General features: G+C 58.5%; 15 protein-coding genes. 8 read left to right on the top strand and 7 right to left on the bottom strand.

Annotated features, from left to right (window positions below):
• The first annotated feature begins 10 nt into the window (after window positions 1-10).
• The gene (gene holA, locus JZX89_RS18765) at window positions 11-1,048 is read left to right on the top strand and encodes a DNA polymerase III subunit delta (protein ID WP_207134997.1); all 1,038 of its coding nucleotides are present in this window, start codon (window positions 11-13) and stop codon (window positions 1,046-1,048) included.
• 86 nt (window positions 1,049-1,134) lie between these two features.
• Here holA and fdxA read toward each other — a convergent pair whose 3' ends face one another.
• From fdxA to JZX89_RS18745, 4 genes are all read right to left on the bottom strand, one after another.
• On the bottom strand, window positions 1,135-1,473 hold the full coding sequence (fdxA, locus tag JZX89_RS18760; protein ID WP_149900421.1) for a ferredoxin FdxA: 339 nt from the start codon (window positions 1,471-1,473) through the stop codon (window positions 1,135-1,137).
• A gap of 157 nt (window positions 1,474-1,630) precedes the next feature.
• Window positions 1,631-2,047, bottom strand: coding sequence for an RNA-binding S4 domain-containing protein (locus tag JZX89_RS18755; protein WP_149900420.1), 417 nt, complete (start codon window positions 2,045-2,047; stop codon window positions 1,631-1,633).
• 4 nt (window positions 2,048-2,051) lie between these two features.
• The gene (locus tag JZX89_RS18750) at window positions 2,052-5,168 is read right to left on the bottom strand and encodes a helicase-related protein (protein ID WP_207135050.1); all 3,117 of its coding nucleotides are present in this window, start codon (window positions 5,166-5,168) and stop codon (window positions 2,052-2,054) included.
• A 459-nt stretch (window positions 5,169-5,627) separates the two neighbouring features.
• Window positions 5,628-6,872, bottom strand: a complete 1,245-nt coding sequence (locus JZX89_RS18745; RefSeq protein WP_207135049.1) for a ubiquinone biosynthesis hydroxylase — start codon at window positions 6,870-6,872, stop codon at window positions 5,628-5,630.
• A 56-nt stretch (window positions 6,873-6,928) separates the two neighbouring features.
• Here JZX89_RS18745 and tesB point away from each other — a divergent pair, with 56 nt between their 5' ends.
• From tesB to JZX89_RS18715, 6 genes are all read left to right on the top strand, one after another.
• A complete protein-coding gene (gene tesB / locus JZX89_RS18740; RefSeq protein ID WP_207134996.1) occupies window positions 6,929-7,813 on the top strand; it encodes an acyl-CoA thioesterase II in 885 nt (294 codons plus the stop codon).
• A gap of 213 nt (window positions 7,814-8,026) precedes the next feature.
• Window positions 8,027-8,377 (top strand): P-II family nitrogen regulator, encoded by a 351-nt coding sequence (locus tag JZX89_RS18735; protein ID WP_019565993.1) that lies wholly within the window; start codon window positions 8,027-8,029, stop codon window positions 8,375-8,377.
• Window positions 8,378-8,406: 29 nt separating this feature from the next.
• A complete protein-coding gene (locus JZX89_RS18730) occupies window positions 8,407-9,756 on the top strand; it encodes an ammonium transporter (RefSeq protein WP_149900417.1) in 1,350 nt (449 codons plus the stop codon).
• A gap of 217 nt (window positions 9,757-9,973) precedes the next feature.
• Complete coding sequence (locus tag JZX89_RS18725) at window positions 9,974-12,649, top strand: DNA translocase FtsK (RefSeq protein WP_207134995.1); 2,676 nt, start codon at window positions 9,974-9,976, stop codon at window positions 12,647-12,649.
• 117 nt (window positions 12,650-12,766) lie between these two features.
• Window positions 12,767-13,492, top strand: a complete 726-nt coding sequence (locus tag JZX89_RS18720; protein WP_174374317.1) for an outer membrane lipoprotein carrier protein LolA — start codon at window positions 12,767-12,769, stop codon at window positions 13,490-13,492.
• A gap of 163 nt (window positions 13,493-13,655) precedes the next feature.
• On the top strand, window positions 13,656-14,459 hold the full coding sequence (locus tag JZX89_RS18715) for an exodeoxyribonuclease III (RefSeq protein ID WP_207134994.1): 804 nt from the start codon (window positions 13,656-13,658) through the stop codon (window positions 14,457-14,459).
• Between the two features lie 21 nt (window positions 14,460-14,480).
• Here the strand turns inward: JZX89_RS18715 and JZX89_RS18710 are convergent, their stop codons facing one another.
• Window positions 14,481-14,936 (bottom strand): cyclic nucleotide-binding domain-containing protein, encoded by a 456-nt coding sequence (locus JZX89_RS18710; protein ID WP_207134993.1) that lies wholly within the window; start codon window positions 14,934-14,936, stop codon window positions 14,481-14,483.
• 135 nt (window positions 14,937-15,071) lie between these two features.
• Window positions 15,072-15,755 (bottom strand): response regulator transcription factor, encoded by a 684-nt coding sequence (locus tag JZX89_RS18705; RefSeq protein ID WP_003492637.1) that lies wholly within the window; start codon window positions 15,753-15,755, stop codon window positions 15,072-15,074.
• 287 nt (window positions 15,756-16,042) lie between these two features.
• Here JZX89_RS18705 and JZX89_RS18700 point away from each other — a divergent pair, with 287 nt between their 5' ends.
• The gene (locus tag JZX89_RS18700; RefSeq protein ID WP_207134992.1) at window positions 16,043-16,546 is read left to right on the top strand and encodes a L,D-transpeptidase family protein; all 504 of its coding nucleotides are present in this window, start codon (window positions 16,043-16,045) and stop codon (window positions 16,544-16,546) included.
• Between the two features lie 73 nt (window positions 16,547-16,619).
• Here the strand turns inward: JZX89_RS18700 and JZX89_RS18695 are convergent, their stop codons facing one another.
• Window positions 16,620-17,189: a CarD family transcriptional regulator gene (locus JZX89_RS18695; protein ID WP_004444078.1), complete on the bottom strand. Its 570-nt coding sequence runs from the start codon at window positions 17,187-17,189 to the stop codon at window positions 16,620-16,622.
• Between the last annotated feature and the right edge of the window lie 533 nt (window positions 17,190-17,722).

Below are 17,722 nucleotides of genomic sequence, written 5' to 3'. Positions count from 1 at the left end.
AGCCAAGGCCGTGGCGGAGATAAAATCGCATGAATTTGAGCGCTTCGCCGAAAATCCGGCGGAGCGCTTTCGCGTTTTCGTGCTCTATGGTCCGGACCGCGGCCTTGTGTCGGAACGGGCAACCCTCATCGCCAAAAAGACTGGCATCGACCCGGATGACGCTTTCGCATCTTTGAAGCTGACCGCATCCGATCTGCAGGGCGATCCCGGTCGCCTTCTCGACGAGGTGAACGCCATCGGCCTTTTCGGCGGCGAAAAACTCGTCTGGATCAAAAGTGCGGCGGCGGAAAAGGCACTGGTGGACGCGCTCCAGATTCTGGCCGAGACACCGCCAGAGGCGAGCTTCCTGATTATAGAGGCTGGCGACATCAAGAAGGGCACGGGGCTGCGCAAGATCGCGGAACCCGCGCGCTCCATCGCCGCGATCCCCTGTTATGCGGACGATGCGCGATCTCTGAACGCATTGATCGATCAGGAGCTTTCCAACGACAATCTGCGCATCGCGCCCGCCGCACGACAAAGGCTGATCGAATCCCTGGGTGGCGATCGCATCGCATCGCGCAACGAAATCCGCAAGCTGGCGCTTTATTGCCGTGGCGCGGAAGTGATTGAAGAAGAAGACGTGCTGGCCATCATCGGCGATGCCAGTACGGTTTCCGCTGACGATGCAGTTGACGCCATCCTGAAAGGCGACAGAAACGCCTTTTTCCACACCACCCAGAAGATCGTCTCGTCGAAGACGCCGATCTTCCTCGTGCTTCAGGGATGCCTCAAGCAATTCCAGCTGCTCGACCAGATGCGGGCCGAGATGGACGAGAAAAAGCAGCAGGCCGGTCAGGTCATGCAGACACTCGGACGCCATATCCATTTTCGCCGAAAGCCGATCATCGAAAGGGCGCTGCGGACATGGCAGCCGGCTGCGATCGCACGCGAGATGAACCGCCTGCAAGCAGCCATATTGCAAAGTCGCCAGCGGCAAAGCCTGGAAGACAGCGTGGCTCTTTTGACGTTGCTATCGACCACCCTGCAATCCGGCCGCGGCGGATGACCTGCTGAAATTCAGCAAAAAGCCCTCGCGCCTGTGCTGCGAGGGCTCTAGAAATGACGGCGCTAAAGACGCCGTATCGTCGAAATTCAGTCGCCCTGACCGGGCTCTGCGGAAAAATAAAGCTCCAGCTTGCCCTCAACGCCGTCCATTTCCTTGGCCTCGGGCATGGGATCACGCTTGATGGTGATATTTGGCCAGATCGCCGCATATTCCGTATTGAGCTTCAGCCACTTGTCGAGACCCGGCTCCGTATCGGGCTTGATCGCCTCGGCGGGACATTCCGGTTCGCACACACCGCAATCGATACATTCGTCGGGGTTGATCGCGAGAAAATTTTCACCCTCGTAGAAGCAGTCAACGGGGCAGACTTCAACGCAATCGGTATATTTGCAGCGAATGCAGTTGTCGGTCACGACATATGTCATGATGAACTCCAGAATATGCAGACCGGGTCTTTGAGCTTCGGAACACAAGCCGACGCCCGGAATTCAGACAGGGCAATTTCGCAAAGGAGGTAATGCCTTTGACTTCAGATAGCAAGGATAAACAATTCTGAAAACGGGGCCGACCTGGAGGTTTATTCTAATCTTTGCTTCCGTCACTATCGGACAAAAACCTGTCGAGCGCCCGACGCTCTTTTTTTGTCGGACGGCCGCTGCCCGGCTCGCGCATCGCCTGCTCCAGCGGGCTCAACCTGTCAGAAGGCTCCCGTGGCGGCGTCAGATCGTCGTAGAGAAGTCTGGCTTCCTCGTAGGGTCCGCGTCGCTCCCCTCCGGATTTGATGACAAGCACCTTGTCCATCCGCTCGAAACCGATATCGAGCCGGTCAGCGGCCTTCACCAGATGGCTGGGCTGGCGGATAGTGACACCGTTGACCTTGACCTTACCCGACTGAATATAGCTTTGAGCAAGCGAGCGGGATTTGGCCATGCGGGCAAAGAACAGCCACTTGTCCAGACGCTGACGCGTGCTCTCCAGTGGCTGTTCGTTGCTCCCCATGGGCTTATTTCTTCAACTGCTCCTTGAGAGCAGCGAGCTTTGCGAAAGGCGAATCCGGATCGATCGGCTTCTCCTTGCGTGGCGGCTTGGCTTCGAAACGCTGCTGACCCTGCGGCTTTCCGCCACGGTCATTACGGTCCGGCCTGTCCTTGCGCTCACCACGGTCTTGACGATCGTTGCGATTGCCACGGTCAGGACGTCCGCCATCACGCTTGCGCTCGCCCTCGCCACCACGATTGGCAGCTTCGCGATTTGCGCCGTCACGGTTGTCACGACGGCCTTCGCCGCGACGTTCGCCCTGCTCACGGGGAGCCTGTTCACGGTTTTGACCGCGATTGCCGGGACGACGGTTTTCGCTGCGCTGATTTTCGTTGCGGCCACCCGGACGCCACAAAAGAACAGGCTTCGGCTCTGCAGCCTCCGTGCTTTCTGCGGACACGGCCTCGCTTGCACCAGCCTCTTCGGCAACGGCTTCCGCGACAGGCGTCTCCGCAGCGGTTTCGCTGACGGCTTCCACGACCGACGTCTCATCAACAGCTTCGCTCTCCGCGACAGCCGCCGTCTCTGACGCCTGCTCTTCGGAGGCCGGCTCATCCTGCTCGGTCTCGGCGCTTTCCTCTTCCACCACCGCCTCAGCGGCGGCCGGGGCGGCAGCACCGGTCTGGCTGGCGAGGAAGACCTGCGCCTCCTCCGCCGTCACCTGGTCGGCGCGGTAACCAAGACCCTTGAGAATCTCTTCCATATCGTCGAGCGTCGCGCCGAGAATGGAAAGCATCGCAGTCGTCGTCGTGAAACGGCGGCCGTCATAGGCACCTTCCGGACGCGGCTGCTGGCCAGGCTTCCACTGCAACAGCGGACGGATGAGATCGGCCAGGCGCTCGAGAATGTCGATACGCACGGCGCGCTTTCCGAGGAAGCGGAAACCGGCAAGCTTGTAGAACATCCGCTCGAATGCGGGGTCCGTCACCACCGAGGTACGGCCGGCGGCCAGAACCGGAATGAGATCGCCATAACCCGGCTTGCCGAGGCCGTCATTCTTCAGCGCCCAGAGCAGCGTGACAAGCTCCGCCGGAGCGGGCTTGAGAAGCGCAGGCAGGAAAACATGATAGGCGCCGAAACGCACACCGTAACGGCGCATGGAGGCACGCGCATCCTGATCCAGCGACTTCACGTCTTCGGTGACGTCGCGGCGGAACAGAACGCCAAGATTTTCTACCAGCTGGAACGCCAGCCCCTTCGCCAGACCCTGAAGGTCTTCGGCGCGCGAAATATCGTCCAGCGGCTTCAGCACGGTCGCAATCTGGTGATTGACGAAACGTTCGACACGCGCCAGCGCATGATCACGGGCATTGCCGCTCAACTGCTCGTCGGCGACGAGGATCACCCGCGGCTTCATAATGTTATCACCTGCCGAAAGGCGGGCCACCGGTTCGCCCAACCAGCGAACCAGACCATCGGAGCTCAAAGCGAGATCGCCGTTGCCACTGGCATGCAGACGCGCCGCACGCGCCTCGTATTCGAGAGCGAGCGCCTTCTGGGCCGCACCTTGAACGGCCTTCTGATCCGGCCCTTCCATTCCCGGCACCGGCGTGAACCGGAACCCGGCCAATTGGCCGACGTGATGTCCTTCTACGAAGACATCACCATTTACACTGATTTCAGCTTCAAGCATCGCATTCTCTCTCAGGCGCCTCATGAGCACAGATGTCCTGCGATCAACAAAGCGTTTCGTCAACCTTTCATGTAGAGCATCGGACAATCGATCTTCGATTTCCCGCGTCTTTTCTTGCCAGTGTGTCGGATCGGCAAGCCATCCTGGGCGGTTCGATACATAAGTCCATGTTCTGATCTGCGCAATCCTTGCAGACAAGGTATCGATTTCTCCATCGGTACGATCGGCGCGGCGCACCTGTTCGCTTAAGAAATCTTCGTTCACCGTGCCACGTTTTACCAGATCGAAATAGAGCGTCGAGATCAGATCCGCATGCTGGGCGGGTGCGATGCGGCGATAGTCCGGAAGTGCACAAGCCTCCCAGAGTTTTTCCACCCGCGCATCGGTCGTCGTCACGTCGTTGATCTCAGGATAACGTGACAAATATTCGAGCGCCTGCTGGTCGATTGCCGGCAAGGCGCGGGAAAGACCCTGGATCGCAGGCGCGGCATCCAGACTGAGACGCAGATTGGCAATGGAGGAAAAATCGAAATTTTTCGTCCGCCACTGCAGCACCTTCACCGCATCGAACTGATGGGTTTCGATGCGTTCCACCAACTCATCATCGAACGGATCGACACGGCCGGTCACACCAAAGGTGCCATCGCGAAGATGGCGGCCGGCGCGGCCGGCAATCTGGCCGATCTCGCCCGGATTGAGATTGCGGAACTGGTAACCGTCGAACTTACGGTCCTGCGCAAACGCGACATGATCGACATCGAGGTTGAGGCCCATGCCGATGGCGTCCGTCGCCACGAGATATTCGACGTCGCCCGACTGGTAAAGCCCGACCTGGGCATTGCGCGTGCGCGGCGAGAGCGCGCCCATCACCACGGCCGCGCCGCCGCGCTGGCGGCGAACGAGTTCCGCGATGGCATAGACCTCTTCTGCCGAAAACGCGACGATCGCCGTGCGTTGCGGCAGGCGGGTGATTTTCTTCTGGCCCGCATAGAAAAGCTGCGACAGGCGCGGCCGCTCCACCACCGTAATGCCCGGCAGCAGCTTTTGCAGGATCGGGCGCATCGTGCCGGCACCCAGAAGCAGCGTTTCCTCCCGCCCGCGTAAATGCAGCACGCGGTCGGTGAAGATATGGCCGCGCTCCAGATCGCCGGCCAACTGCACCTCGTCGATCGCGACGAAAGCGGCCGTCGTCTCGCGCGGCATGGCTTCCACCGTGCAGACGGAATATTTGGCTTTGGGCGGAGATATTTTTTCTTCGCCGGTGATCAGCGCCACATTCGGCGCACCCACCTTTTCAACCAAGCGGGTATAGACCTCACGCGCCAGAAGACGCAGCGGCAGGCCGATGACACCGCTGCCATGGGCCACCATCCGCTCGATCGCGTAGTGGGTCTTGCCGGTATTGGTGGGGCCGAGAACGGCCGTGACACCGCGGCCGCTCAGGATCATGGGGCGAAAATTCAACGTACTATCCGCGAATCGACTTCATCTGCTTGGCCGCGCCGCCCGCCGTCGCTAAGGCGGGCCGCACGCACCACACATGGCAATGCCCGTCGGCAAAGGCAATAGGCCTTGATTGTAAACTGGTGCAAGACGCCTACTTGCCGCAATTTTCCGTTCAGATTCAGCTGGTTAAGGGAATAAAAAGAATCCGGTGAAAACGGAATCAGAAGGAGCAAAGAACAGTTTGCGAACGAATCGAATACGAATCGCTGACTTCGCGTGATTCAGCTTTTGTTCTCCGCAACATCTGGTTGGCGAAGACACAGCTCATACCAGATTATGAATCCGGATAAGTCCTTGGCCGGATTCAGCTTTATGGCGAAGCCTACCGGCAGAAAATACCGGAATCGGCTGTCAAGCGGCAATCATAGGAAAGCCGGTCCGGAACATGCGGAAAAGGCCGGATCAGAGCGCCTCGCCAGTGAGCAGGCGCGGCGCATTCGCATCCGTCGTGCCCGCAGCCTGACCGATGAAATAGGATTTCAGACCCGGCAAACGATCGACCACACCCAGACCGAAATCGCGCATGATGCGGATTGGACCGACATCATTGGAGAAAAGCCGGTTCAGCACATCCGTCGTCACGCCCATCCGCAAGGTGTCGAAACGCCGCCAAGACTGGTAACGCTCCAGAACGTTGAGAGAGCCGATATCGAGGCCAAGCCGGTCGGCCTCGACCACCGTTTCGGCCAGCGCCGCAACGTCCTTGAAGCCAAGGTTGAGGCCTTGGCCCGAGATCGGATGAATTCCGTGCGCGGCATCGCCGGCAAGTGCCACACGCGGCGCAACGAAGGAGCGTGCCAGTGTCAGGCCAAGCGGAAAGGCGCGTCGGGGACCGACGGGACGGACAGGGCCGAGCTTGTGGCCAAACCGGCGCTCCAGCTCCTCCTCGAACACCAGATCATCGGCGGCCACCAGCCGGTTGGCATCCGCCTTGCGTTCTGTCCAGACGAGCGAGGAACGATTTCCCTTCAGCGGCAGGATGGCGAAGGGACCGGACGGCAGGAAATGTTCCTCCGCGCAGCCCTCATGCGGCCGCTCATGTTCGACGGTGGTGACGATACCAGCCTGATCATAGTCCCATTGCACAGTCTTGATACCGGCCATATCTCTCAGCGCTGAGCGGACCCCGTCGCAGGCAATCAACAATCGCGCGTCTAGCGATGAGCCGTCGGAAAGGCTGATCGCCGTCGATTGCGCACCTGCGGTAAAGCCGGAAACACTGAGGCCGTGGCGAATTTCGATGCAAAGACGCTCGCAAAGCCCCCTGAGCGCCCCGACCATCGCGACGTTCGGAACCATATGGGCAAACGGCCTACCCTCTTCCACTGCTCCATCAAAGGTCAGAAACACCGGACGAACAGGATCGGCGGTCTTCGAATCGGTGACGATCATCCTGTTGATCGGCTGGGCCTCAGGTTCGATCTCGTTCCATATGCCGAAAACATCGAGCATGCGTGTGGCCGCCGCGATAATCGCGGAGGCGCGGACATCCTTCTTCCAGACATCCTCCGGAGCAGCCTCGACCACCTGCACATTGAGGTGTGGGGCCGCCTGCTTGATTGCGACAGCAACCGAAAGGCCGACATATCCGCCGCCTGCCACCACCACGTCCAGCATCGCGCTTCTCCTCAAATCTTGTGCACCCATCATCGGCGCACTATAGACCATATGACATCTTCCTACAGCCGGAGCAGGTTGAAAAAATGTCGCATCCCTCGCAAACGTCCGACCCGATGGCCAACCTCATCGCCACACTCGATCTCGAGAAGCTGGAAGAGAACCTGTTCCGGGGCGAAAGCCCGCAAATCGGCTGGCAGCGGGTTTTCGGCGGCCAGGTCATCGCGCAGGCCCTGATTGCGGCGCAAAGAACGGTGGATGATAACCGCCAAGTGCATTCGCTGCATTCCTATTTCATGCGCCCCGGCGATCCGCTGGTGCCTATCGTCTACCAGGTGGAGCGCATTCGCGACGGCGCGAGCTTCTGTACCCGCCGCGTGGTCGCCATCCAGCATGGCAAGGCGATTTTCTCCATGTCGGCGTCGTTTCAGATCTTCGAGGACGGTTTTAACCATCAGATAAAAATGCCTGATGTGACGCCACCCGAAAAACTGATGAGCGAAGAACAGATGCAGGCAGCCTTTCTGGCCAAGGCGCCGGCTTCGATCCGGAACTACTGGAGCAACAAGCGACCGATCGAGATACGTCCGGTTTCACTGACCCATTATATCTCGAAGGAAAAGCTGGAACCGCAGCAGGACATCTGGGTCCGCGCCGTTGGCGATGTGCCTGATAACCCGCGCCTGCAATTGGCCATTCTCGCCTATCTCTCGGATATGACCCTGCTCGACACCTCGCTCTATGCCCACGGAACGACGATTTTCGATCCTTCCATTCAGGTGGCAAGCCTCGATCATGCCATGTGGTTCCACCGCCCCTGCCGACTGGACGACTGGCTGCTCTACACGCAGGACAGCCCAAGCGCCTCAGGCGCCCGCGGCCTGACCCGTGGCAATATTTTCACCAGACAGGGTGAACTGGTCGCCTCCGTGGCGCAGGAAGGTCTGATCCGCAAAAGGGCAATTGATTAAATAATGCGCTTTTTTCAAAAACCGCACATTTAATAGACGAAAATTACGCGACTTCCTGCCCGTTTTTCAGACGTCCGTCATATAAATTTTATATTTCAATAAGTTAGACACGCCATCCGAAACTGGCACGCCCTTTGAATGTATGTCCGCAGTCGCTGTTACTGATCTGCCAGCGGCAAGGAGAGTCGGCTCCGTGCCGAGGACAAACAAAGGATGGGAAACCAGATGAAAATTGTGATGGCCATTATCAAGCCGTTCAAGCTGGATGAGGTGCGCGAAGCGCTCACCGGCGTCGGCATCCAGGGCCTGACCGTGACCGAAGTGAAGGGTTACGGACGCCAGAAGGGACATACCGAAATTTATCGCGGCACGGAATATGCGGTGAGCTTCCTTCCCAAGCTGAAGATCGAGATCGCGGTCGCATCCGACGTTGTCGACAAGGCTGTCGAGGCGATCGCATCCGCGGCAAAGACCGGGCAGATCGGTGACGGCAAGATCTTTGTCTACTCTATCGAACAGGCCGTGCGCATTCGTACAGGCGAAACCAACACAGAAGCGCTTTGAAGCACGGCTGACAGGGGAGTTTTCTCGCTATGCAATTCAACAAGTTTTCAACACTCGGCAAGCTGGGTGCCGGTGCGGCAGCCCTGATGGCCCCGGCCATCGCCTTTGCCCAGGATGCCGCGCCGGCAGTGGCAGCAGCAGCGCCCGTTCCGGATAAAGCCGACACCGCTTTCATGTATGTCGCGACAATCCTCGTGCTGTTCATGATCATTCCCGGTCTGGCGCTGTTTTACGGCGGCCTCGTCCGCACCAAGAACATGCTCTCCGTTCTCATGCAGTGCACGGTCGTCGGCGCGGTCATGATGCTCGTCTGGGTGATCTACGGATACTCCTTCGCCTTCGGCGGCGGCACCGGTCCCTATTTCGGCGGCTTCGGCAAGCTGTTCCTGTCGGGCGTTTCGCTTGACAGCACGTCGGCAACCTTCTCCGAAGGCGTGGTGATCTACGAATACACCTTCATCGCCTTCCAGATGACCTTTGCGGCCATCACGCCGGCCCTGATCGTCGGTGCTTTCGCCGAACGCGTGAAGTTCTCTGCCGTCATCCTCTTCACCATCCTGTGGGCCACTTTCGTCTACTTCCCGATTGCACACATGGTCTGGGATGCGAACGGCCTGATCTTCGGCATGGGCGCTCTCGACTTCGCCGGCGGCACGGTCGTTCACATCAATGCCGGTGTGGCAGGCCTGATCGGCGCGATCATGGTCGGCAAGCGTACCGGCTTCGGCAAGGACATGATGGCACCCCACTCCATGACGCTGACGCTGGTTGGCGCAGCCATGCTGTGGTTCGGCTGGTTCGGCTTCAACGCCGGCTCAAACCTCGAAGCATCGGGCGGTGCGGTTCTTGCAACCATGAACACCTTCCTCGCAACGGCCGCCGCCATCGTTTCCTGGTCGCTGGTTGAAAGCTTCACCCGCGGCAAGGCCTCCATGCTGGGCGCTGCCTCGGGCATGATTGCCGGCCTCGTTGCCGTCACGCCTGCCGCCGGTTCCGTTGGCCCGATGGGTGCGATCGTTCTCGGCCTCATCGTCTCGCCGATCTGCTACTTCTTCGTCTCCGTGGTGAAGAACAAGTTCGGTTATGACGACACGGCCGACGTCTTCGGCGTTCATGGTATCGGTGGCATCATCGGCGCTCTTGGCACCGGCATCTTCACGTCGCCGCTGCTCGGCGGCACCGGCAAGGCTGATTTCTCGATTACCTCGCAGCTCTGGACGCAGTTCGTCGCCGTCGCCATCACCATCGTCTGGTGTGCGGTCGTCTCGGTGATCCTCTACAAGATCGTTGACGTGATCGTCGGTCTGCGGGTTCCGGTGGAAGCGGAACGCGAAGGTCTCGACCTCGCAACCCACGGCGAAGCCGCTTACCACTCGTAATCTCGGGACAAGGGGTTCTCCATCCCCTTTCCCAAAAGAAAGGCCCGTTTCGACGGGCCTTTTTCTTTGCCGCAAATCTGCTGAAAACAGCAAAAAACTGCATGGTTAACACGACATTAACCAGCAAGCGGTTAGTTTTCCCTGTCAATCCGGGATCAGGTCAACGGCCGGATCTTGCCGAAACCACAAAAATGACGGGTTCAGGGACATGGGCAGAATGCATTCTCCGACATTCGATGGTCGTCACACGCGCTTCGTGCTGACGGCGTTTTTCGTGCGTCAGATCATGGCTCTGGCCGGTTTCGCTCTGCTCGCGACGATCGCGCTGGGCATTGCCGCTCTCGCCACATGGAATGTGGCGGATCCGAGCCTGTCCTATGCCACGGGGAACCAGCCCACCAATCTCTTGGGTTACAGCGGCGCCATCTTCGCCGATATCGTCATGCAGTTCCTCGGGCTTTCCGCAATCATTTCCCTTCTGCCGGTCATCGCCTGGGCGATCACCCTGATCGCCGGCCGCAAATTCAGCCGGATACCCGCCCGCCTCGTCGCCTGGGTTGCAGGCACCATCGTCTGCGCCGCCTCGCTCGGCTGTTTTCCCGCCCCCGTCACCTGGCCGCTGCCGAACGGCATCGGCGGTGTCATCGGTGACATGATTCTCCGCTTTCCCGCCCTTTTCATTGGCGCTTACCCGACCGGCACCGTTGCCACCGTGCTGGGTGCCATATTTGCAGCACCCGCCGCCTGGCTGATGCTGTTTGCCGCGGGCGTTGTCGGCGGCCTGGACGATGAACTCGAGCGGGAAGAACCGGCGCCGGTTGCGAACAAGGCTCGCGCCGCGCGTGAGGTGGAAGAGGATGACGACGACGACGGTGAGGGCTTCTTCGCCAACATTCTCGCCTTCGGCGCGCTCACACATTACTGGTATACCATCCAGGCGCGCTTGCGCCGCCTGTTCGGCCTGAAGTCGAAGTCCCTGCACGATGAATTCGAACACCCTTACGATTTCAACGAATATGAATTCGGCACCCTGAACGAACCCTCCCGCCTGAAGACCGCAATCAACCGCCTCGACCAGCGCGCCGAACCATCCTTCGAGGAACGCGCCGCATCGCGTCGGCAGATGTCGCCTCCTTCCATCGCTCTCGATCATGACGGCGACATGGATGACGAGCCGGCTTTCGATGCGGACGGACGCCGTCTGCCGAGCGGCATCCTCTCGGACGACGACAATGCCGACGAGGCCGATCAGAAGTTCACTCCCAGACAGGCACCGGGACGCGGGCAGCCCAGAATAGCCGCCGCCTCCGCACGCCCCAAACCCAGCGAACGCGTGGCAAGGGAAGCGCAGGCCTCGTTTATCGCCGCAGACGGCTTCCAGTTACCCACCGTTCATCTTCTGGCGGAACCGAAGAATGTCGTGCGCGACAATATGCTGAGCGAAGAAGTGCTTGAGCAGAATGCCCGCCTTCTGGAAGGGGTCCTTGAGGATTTCGGCGTCAAGGGCGAAATCATCCATGTCCGCCCCGGCCCTGTAGTCACGTTGTATGAACTGGAGCCGGCACCCGGCATCAAATCCTCGCGTGTCATTGGCCTTGCAGATGACATTGCCCGCTCCATGAGCGCGATCGCCGCCCGTGTAGCGGTTGTTCCCGGCCGTAACGCCATCGGCATCGAACTGCCGAACCAGACGCGCGAAACCGTGTTCTTGCGCGAACTGATTGGCAGCCGCGATTTCGAAAACAGCAAGGCCAAGCTTGCCATGGCGCTCGGCAAGACGATCGGCGGCGAGCCCGTCATCGCCGATCTCGCCAAGATGCCGCATCTGCTGGTCGCCGGCACCACCGGTTCGGGCAAGTCCGTCGCCATCAACACCATGATCCTGTCACTGCTTTACCGCATGTCGCCGGAACAGTGCCGCCTGATCATGATCGATCCGAAAATGCTCGAACTGTCGATCTATGACGGCATTCCGCATCTGCTCTCCCCCGTTGTCACCGATCCGAAAAAGGCCGTCGTGGCCCTGAAATGGACGGTGCGCGAGATGGAAGAACGTTACAAGAAGATGTCGAAGATCGGCGTGCGCAATATCGACGGCTTCAACAGCCGCGTGCAGCAGGCGCTCGACAAGGGCGAAATCCTCACCCGCACCGTGCAGACCGGCTTCGACCGCCAGACCGGCGAGGCGATGTACGAGACGGAAGAGTTCGATCTGAAGCCCCTGCCCTATATCGTCGTCATCATCGACGAAATGGCTGACCTGATGATGGTCGCCGGCAAGGACATCGAAGGCGCGGTGCAGCGTCTGGCGCAGATGGCGCGTGCCGCCGGCATCCACGTCATCATGGCCACCCAGCGTCCGTCCGTCGATGTCATCACCGGCACGATCAAGGCGAACTTCCCGACCCGCATCTCCTTCCAGGTGACGTCGAAGATCGACAGCCGCACCATTCTTGGAGAGCAGGGCGCCGAACAGCTGCTCGGCATGGGCGACATGCTCTATATGGCGGGCGGCGGACGCATCCAGCGCGTACACGGCCCCTTCGTCTCCGACAACGAGGTGGAGGAAATCGTCGCCTATCTGAAGACACAAGGCTCGCCGGAATATCTTGAGGCGATCACCGAGGAAGACGACGAGGATGGCGCTGGCGGCGGCCCGGCGGGCACCGGCAACTTCTCCGATTCCGAAGACCCCTATGATCAGGCCGTGGCCGTCGTGCTGAGGGACGGAAAAGCCTCTACCTCCTATGTGCAGCGCCGTCTTGGCATCGGTTATAACCGCGCCGCTTCGCTGATCGAGCGCATGGAGCAGGAGGGCATTATCGGCCCCGCCAACCATGCTGGAAAACGCGAAATCCTCGTACCAACGGAAGCAGACATCATCGAGCGGTAATGACATGTCGCCCGAAAGTGCTTAGCGGTTTCGGGGTAACGACATGCACAAAGCAAAGGCCCGACGCGTCGGGCAACCAAGCGGGGCTGAGAAGCGTTATTACACGCGTCCAACGTCATGAAGCCGCCGCCTTTTATGCGGACAATCGCTGCGATGAAGGAGAACAGAATGAACGACCTCACTACCGGCGAAACGGCCACCGCAAGCGCACCTGAAAAAGGGATGACGCGGCGTGGCGTGCTGACGGCATTTTCCATGGCTGCGGTCATGGCGGGCCTGTCGCCGCTTGACGCCTTTGCCCAGGCAGCCGGCAATGGCGCAACCGCACAGAAAATTGCCAATCATTTCTCGTCGGTCAAGACGATGATGGGCGAATTTGTGCAGTTTGGCCCGCGCGGCGAACAGACCGGCGGTAAATTCTACATCGAACGGCCGGGCAAGCTTCGCTTCAATTATGAAGACCCCTCACCCATGCGGGTCATTGCCGATGGCAAGAATGTGGTTATCGGCAACATGAAGCTGAAGACCTGGGATCTCTATCCGCTGTCCAAGACCCCTCTCAGCCTGCTTCTGTCCGACAAGATCGATCTCGGCAACCAGAAGGTCCGGAACGTGAAGGAAGAGTCAGACCTGACCACCATCGTTTTGGGTGACAAGAGCATCTTCGGCGATTCGACCATCACCCTGATGTTCGACCCGAAAACCTTCGATCTGAGGCAATGGACAACGACCGACGCCCAGAACAAGGACACCACCGTCATGATCTTCAACGTCCAGACGGGCGTGAACCTCGATGAGCGCGTCTTCAACATCAACTATGAGGAAGTGCGCAAGCGCGGCTGAGCACCGTCTATTTTGGAAAAACGGTTCGAAGGCGGCCTCGCGGTCGCCTTTTTCATTTTGCCGCTAAAATACATTCCCGTTTTCATCGCGATGTTATAAGCCTGCGCCCCGGAAACATGTCTCGAAACAACGGAGTTCGGGGCAGCAAACGCGGAGCACATGCATGTCGTTTTCGATAACCACCTGGAACATCAACTCTGTCAGGCTGAGAATGCCGATCGTTGAGCAGTTTCTGGTGCGTTACAAACCCGACATTCTTTGCCTGCAGGAAACGAAATGCCCGAATGGCGAGTTTCCGATGAAGCCGCTGAAGGCACTGGGTTACGAGCACGTCATCATCCACGGCCAGAAGGGCTATCACGGTGTGGCGATCGCTTCGAAAATCCCGCTGACCGAAGACCACCGGCAGGACTATTGCGGTATCGGCGATGCGCGTCACATCTCGGCGATTTTTCAGGTCGGGTCGCGCCGCGTGCGGCTGCATAATTTCTACGTTCCGGCCGGCGGCGACGAGCCGGATCGGTCGATCAATCCGAAATTCGGCCACAAGCTCGATTTCATCGAGGAAATGAAGGCGCTGCGTGCCGATGGCGTGCCCGGCACCTCGTCCATCCTTGTCGGCGATCTCAACATCGCGCCGTTTGAAAATGACGTCTGGTCACACAAACAACTTCTAAAGATCGTCAGCCACACGCCTGTCGAAACCGACGGCATGCTTGATATCATCAAGCAGGGCAACTGGCTTGATCTGATGCGCCTGAACGTGCCGGAGACGGAAAAAATCTATACGTGGTGGAGCTACCGCGCCAAGGATTGGGAAGCGGCCAATCGTGGCCGGCGTCTCGATCATATCTGGTCATCGCAGGATCTCGGCGCCTCGCTCGAAAAAATCGACATATTGCAGGAGGCGCGCGGCTGGAACCGGCCATCGGACCACGTTCCGGTTACAGCCCATTTCCGGTTCTGAACCGGCATTTTCCGGACGATCTCAGACGAAGCGGTTCTGTAAACGGGCCGCACCCGCCGCGAGCGCGGCGATATTGTCACGGATGCGCGCCGACACGATATCGGCGACCTCCGGAAACTCCTCCACCAGCCGGTGAAAGAGGATGCGCGTTATCCGTATGACTTCGGAATCCTCCGCCGCAACGGCGGTGAATTTCCTTTCGCAGAGGGTGAAAAGGGCAAGCTCCGAAAGCAGCGCTCCCTTGCCCGGTGTCGCCTGCAGTTCGGGTTTGCCGTCTCGCCCCGCCGAAAAAAGCTCGAAATGGCCTGATGTCACCGCAAAGGCGCATTCCGCCGGCGAATGCTCCCGGAACAATGTCTGGCCCGCCGATACCCGGCGGCGTTCCGCACCGAAGGCGATGAGCCGCAACTGGTCGTCGCTGAAGCCAGCGAACAACGGCACTTGCCCCAGCAGCATGATATCGTCCGTCAAGGCCATGTCGTTCGTTACTCCGGAAAACCGCCTGCATCACTAGAGCGGTTTTCCAATATCAGCCTTCAAAATACAAGACGTTAGAGCGCCGCGCGATTTTTTCAGATGCGCCCGGCAGGCTCTAAGCCATCAGGTCCCTGTTCAGGGAACGATCTTGTAGCCGCCATTCTCGGTGACCAGAATTTCGGCATTGGAAGGATCCCGCTCGATTTTCTGACGCAGACGATACACATGCGTTTCGAGCGTGTGCGTCGTCACACCGGAATTGTAACCCCAGACCTCTTCCAGCAGGACGTCTCGGGTAACGACGGCGCTGCCGGCGCGGTAGAGATAACGGATGATCGCCGCCTCCTTTTCCGTCAACCGGATTTTCTTGCCGTCTTCGGTCGTCAGCAGCTTCTGGCTGGGCTTGAACTGATAGGGACCAACGGTGAAAACCGCATCTTCACTCTGTTCATATTGGCGAAGCTGCGCCCGGATGCGCGCCAGAAGCACGGCGAAGCGGAACGGCTTCGTCACATAATCATTGGCACCCGCTTCAAGCCCGAGGATCGTGTCGGAATCGGTGTCATGGCCGGTCAGCATGATGATCGGCGCTTTGAAGCCGCCCTTGCGCAACAGTTTCACGGCCTCGCGGCCGTCCATGTCCGGAAGGCCTACATCCATGATGAGGAGGTCAACCTGGGCGGTCTTGGCGGTCTGCATCGCCTGCGCGGCATTTGCACCGCTCAGCAGCGAGAATTCCTCATAGGGAGACAATTGCTCGGTCAGCGTCTCCCGAAGATCGTCGTCATCGTCCACCAGAAGGATTGTGCGAGCCGTCATTCGGATTCTCAGCCTTTCTTACTTTAGCGCCTCGGCTCAAAAAATCGGGCTCGATTTTAGGAAGGCACGAGGCGTAGTTTAAAAGAGTTAGAGCGCTCGCTGTGCATCGATAATAACGCACGGCGCTCTAATTATCAGCCAATTCAGCGGTTTGCCGGTAAAAGGTCAACCCATTGCCATGATATAACGAAGTGCTATGACTTCACGTTAAATAACCTGCAAAGCAAAATCTCGTGAAAAACATGAGCAACCCCTCGCCAAGACAACGTAAACGCGCATCAACGCTCATGGTTCGGCCGGCTCCCTCAAAAACCAGCCGTGCCATCGTCCAGCTCGGGCACCTCACCTTTGCCGCCGCGATCGGGCGCAATGGCCGCACCGCGATGAAACGCGAGGGAGACGGCAAATCACCCATTTCCCTCACCCACCTGCTGTACGGATTTTATCGCGGCGACCGCAATACCGGCATCACCACAACATTGCCGATGCAGCGGACGCGCAGATCCATGCTATGGTGTGACGAACCCCGTAGCGCCAATTACAACAGGCTGGTCAAAACGCCCTTTGCGCCAAGCCATGAAGAAATGATGCGCAAGGACGGTCTCTACGACGTCTGCCTGGTGCTCGACTGGAACATCACCTCAAGAAGCCGCAACCGGGGCTCGGCGATCTTCATGCATTTGATCCGTCCGGGATATGAGCCGACCGCCGGCTGCGTCGCCCTCCACCCTAAAGACATGCGGCGTATTCTGCCCCACATGCGCAAAGGCACGAAAATCCGCATTCTTTGAAGCGCATCGTGCAATCGGGCAACAAAAAACCCGCCATTCGTGGCGGGTTTTTTTAGAAGGAAGAGGCCGGTTATTAAGCGGCTTCGTCCTGAGAATCGTCCTCTTCAACAGCCTTGCCACGCTTGGGGCCTTTGGCAAGGTTGACTTCCACCAGGCGAACAGCCTCGGTTTCGGACATCTTGTTGACGGCGGCAATTTCGCGCGCCATGCGATCGAGAGCAGCTTCATAAAGCTGACGCTCGGAATAGGACTGCTCCGGCTGATTTTCGGCACGGTAAAGATCGCGTACCACTTCCGCGATCGCGATAAGATCGCCGGAATTGATTTTCGCATCATATTCCTGGGCGCGGCGCGACCACATGGTACGCTTCACACGTGCCTTGCCCTGCACCACTTTCAGCGCCCGCTCGACAAAATCGCCTTCGGAAAGCTTGCGCATGCCGATGCTCACAGCTTTAGCGACGGGAACCTTAAGACGCATCTTGTCTTTTTCGAAATCGATGACAAAAAGCTCAAGCTTCATGCCGGCGACTTCTTGTTCCTCGATTGCAGAAATGGTACCGACACCATGAGCGGGATACACAATCGCTTCACCGGTCTTGAAACCGTGATGTGCTGGAGATTTCTTCTGCTGGGTCGTCATTCGTTCTAAAAACTCCCTGTTACATACCCGGCAATGCCGGGGTTGGGTCGGTCAGGCCCTGATGAGACGGGGGAACCGTCAAGTGACTCCGCACTGGTCCAGCCGTGTACGCAAAAAAACACCTTCCCGCATTGCGGGGTTCGATAACGTAAACGCTCGATATGTCACGGAAACCGCGTGCAAAAGAGGTGTTGCTTTCGTGGTGTTTTTGGGCACACAAATGCCACGCTGTGGATCAGTGTCGTTGGTGTACCACAAAAATAGGCGCAAATCAATAATTTGCTTCGACCGTGGCCGCAACATCACATGGCGGCTCAATAACCGCCTAAAAATTAGTCGCTAAAATACTGTCAAATGCTTCGCGACAGACCCTCATGGCAAAAGAAGCAAAAAAATTTCACTTACCAACCAAAGAAATACGAAAGCCTCTTAAACTCTTCGTAATTCCACGCCAATATCCGATTCGACTGAAAAGGCAAAATCCGTAAATTGACGGTGCTTTTTTACATTAAAGTGTGATTTTTGGAGGAATC

Source organism: Agrobacterium burrii, assembly GCF_017313405.1.
Classification (GTDB): domain Bacteria; phylum Pseudomonadota; class Alphaproteobacteria; order Rhizobiales; family Rhizobiaceae; genus Agrobacterium; species Agrobacterium burrii.
This window is presented reverse-complemented; position numbering and strand designations above follow the sequence as displayed.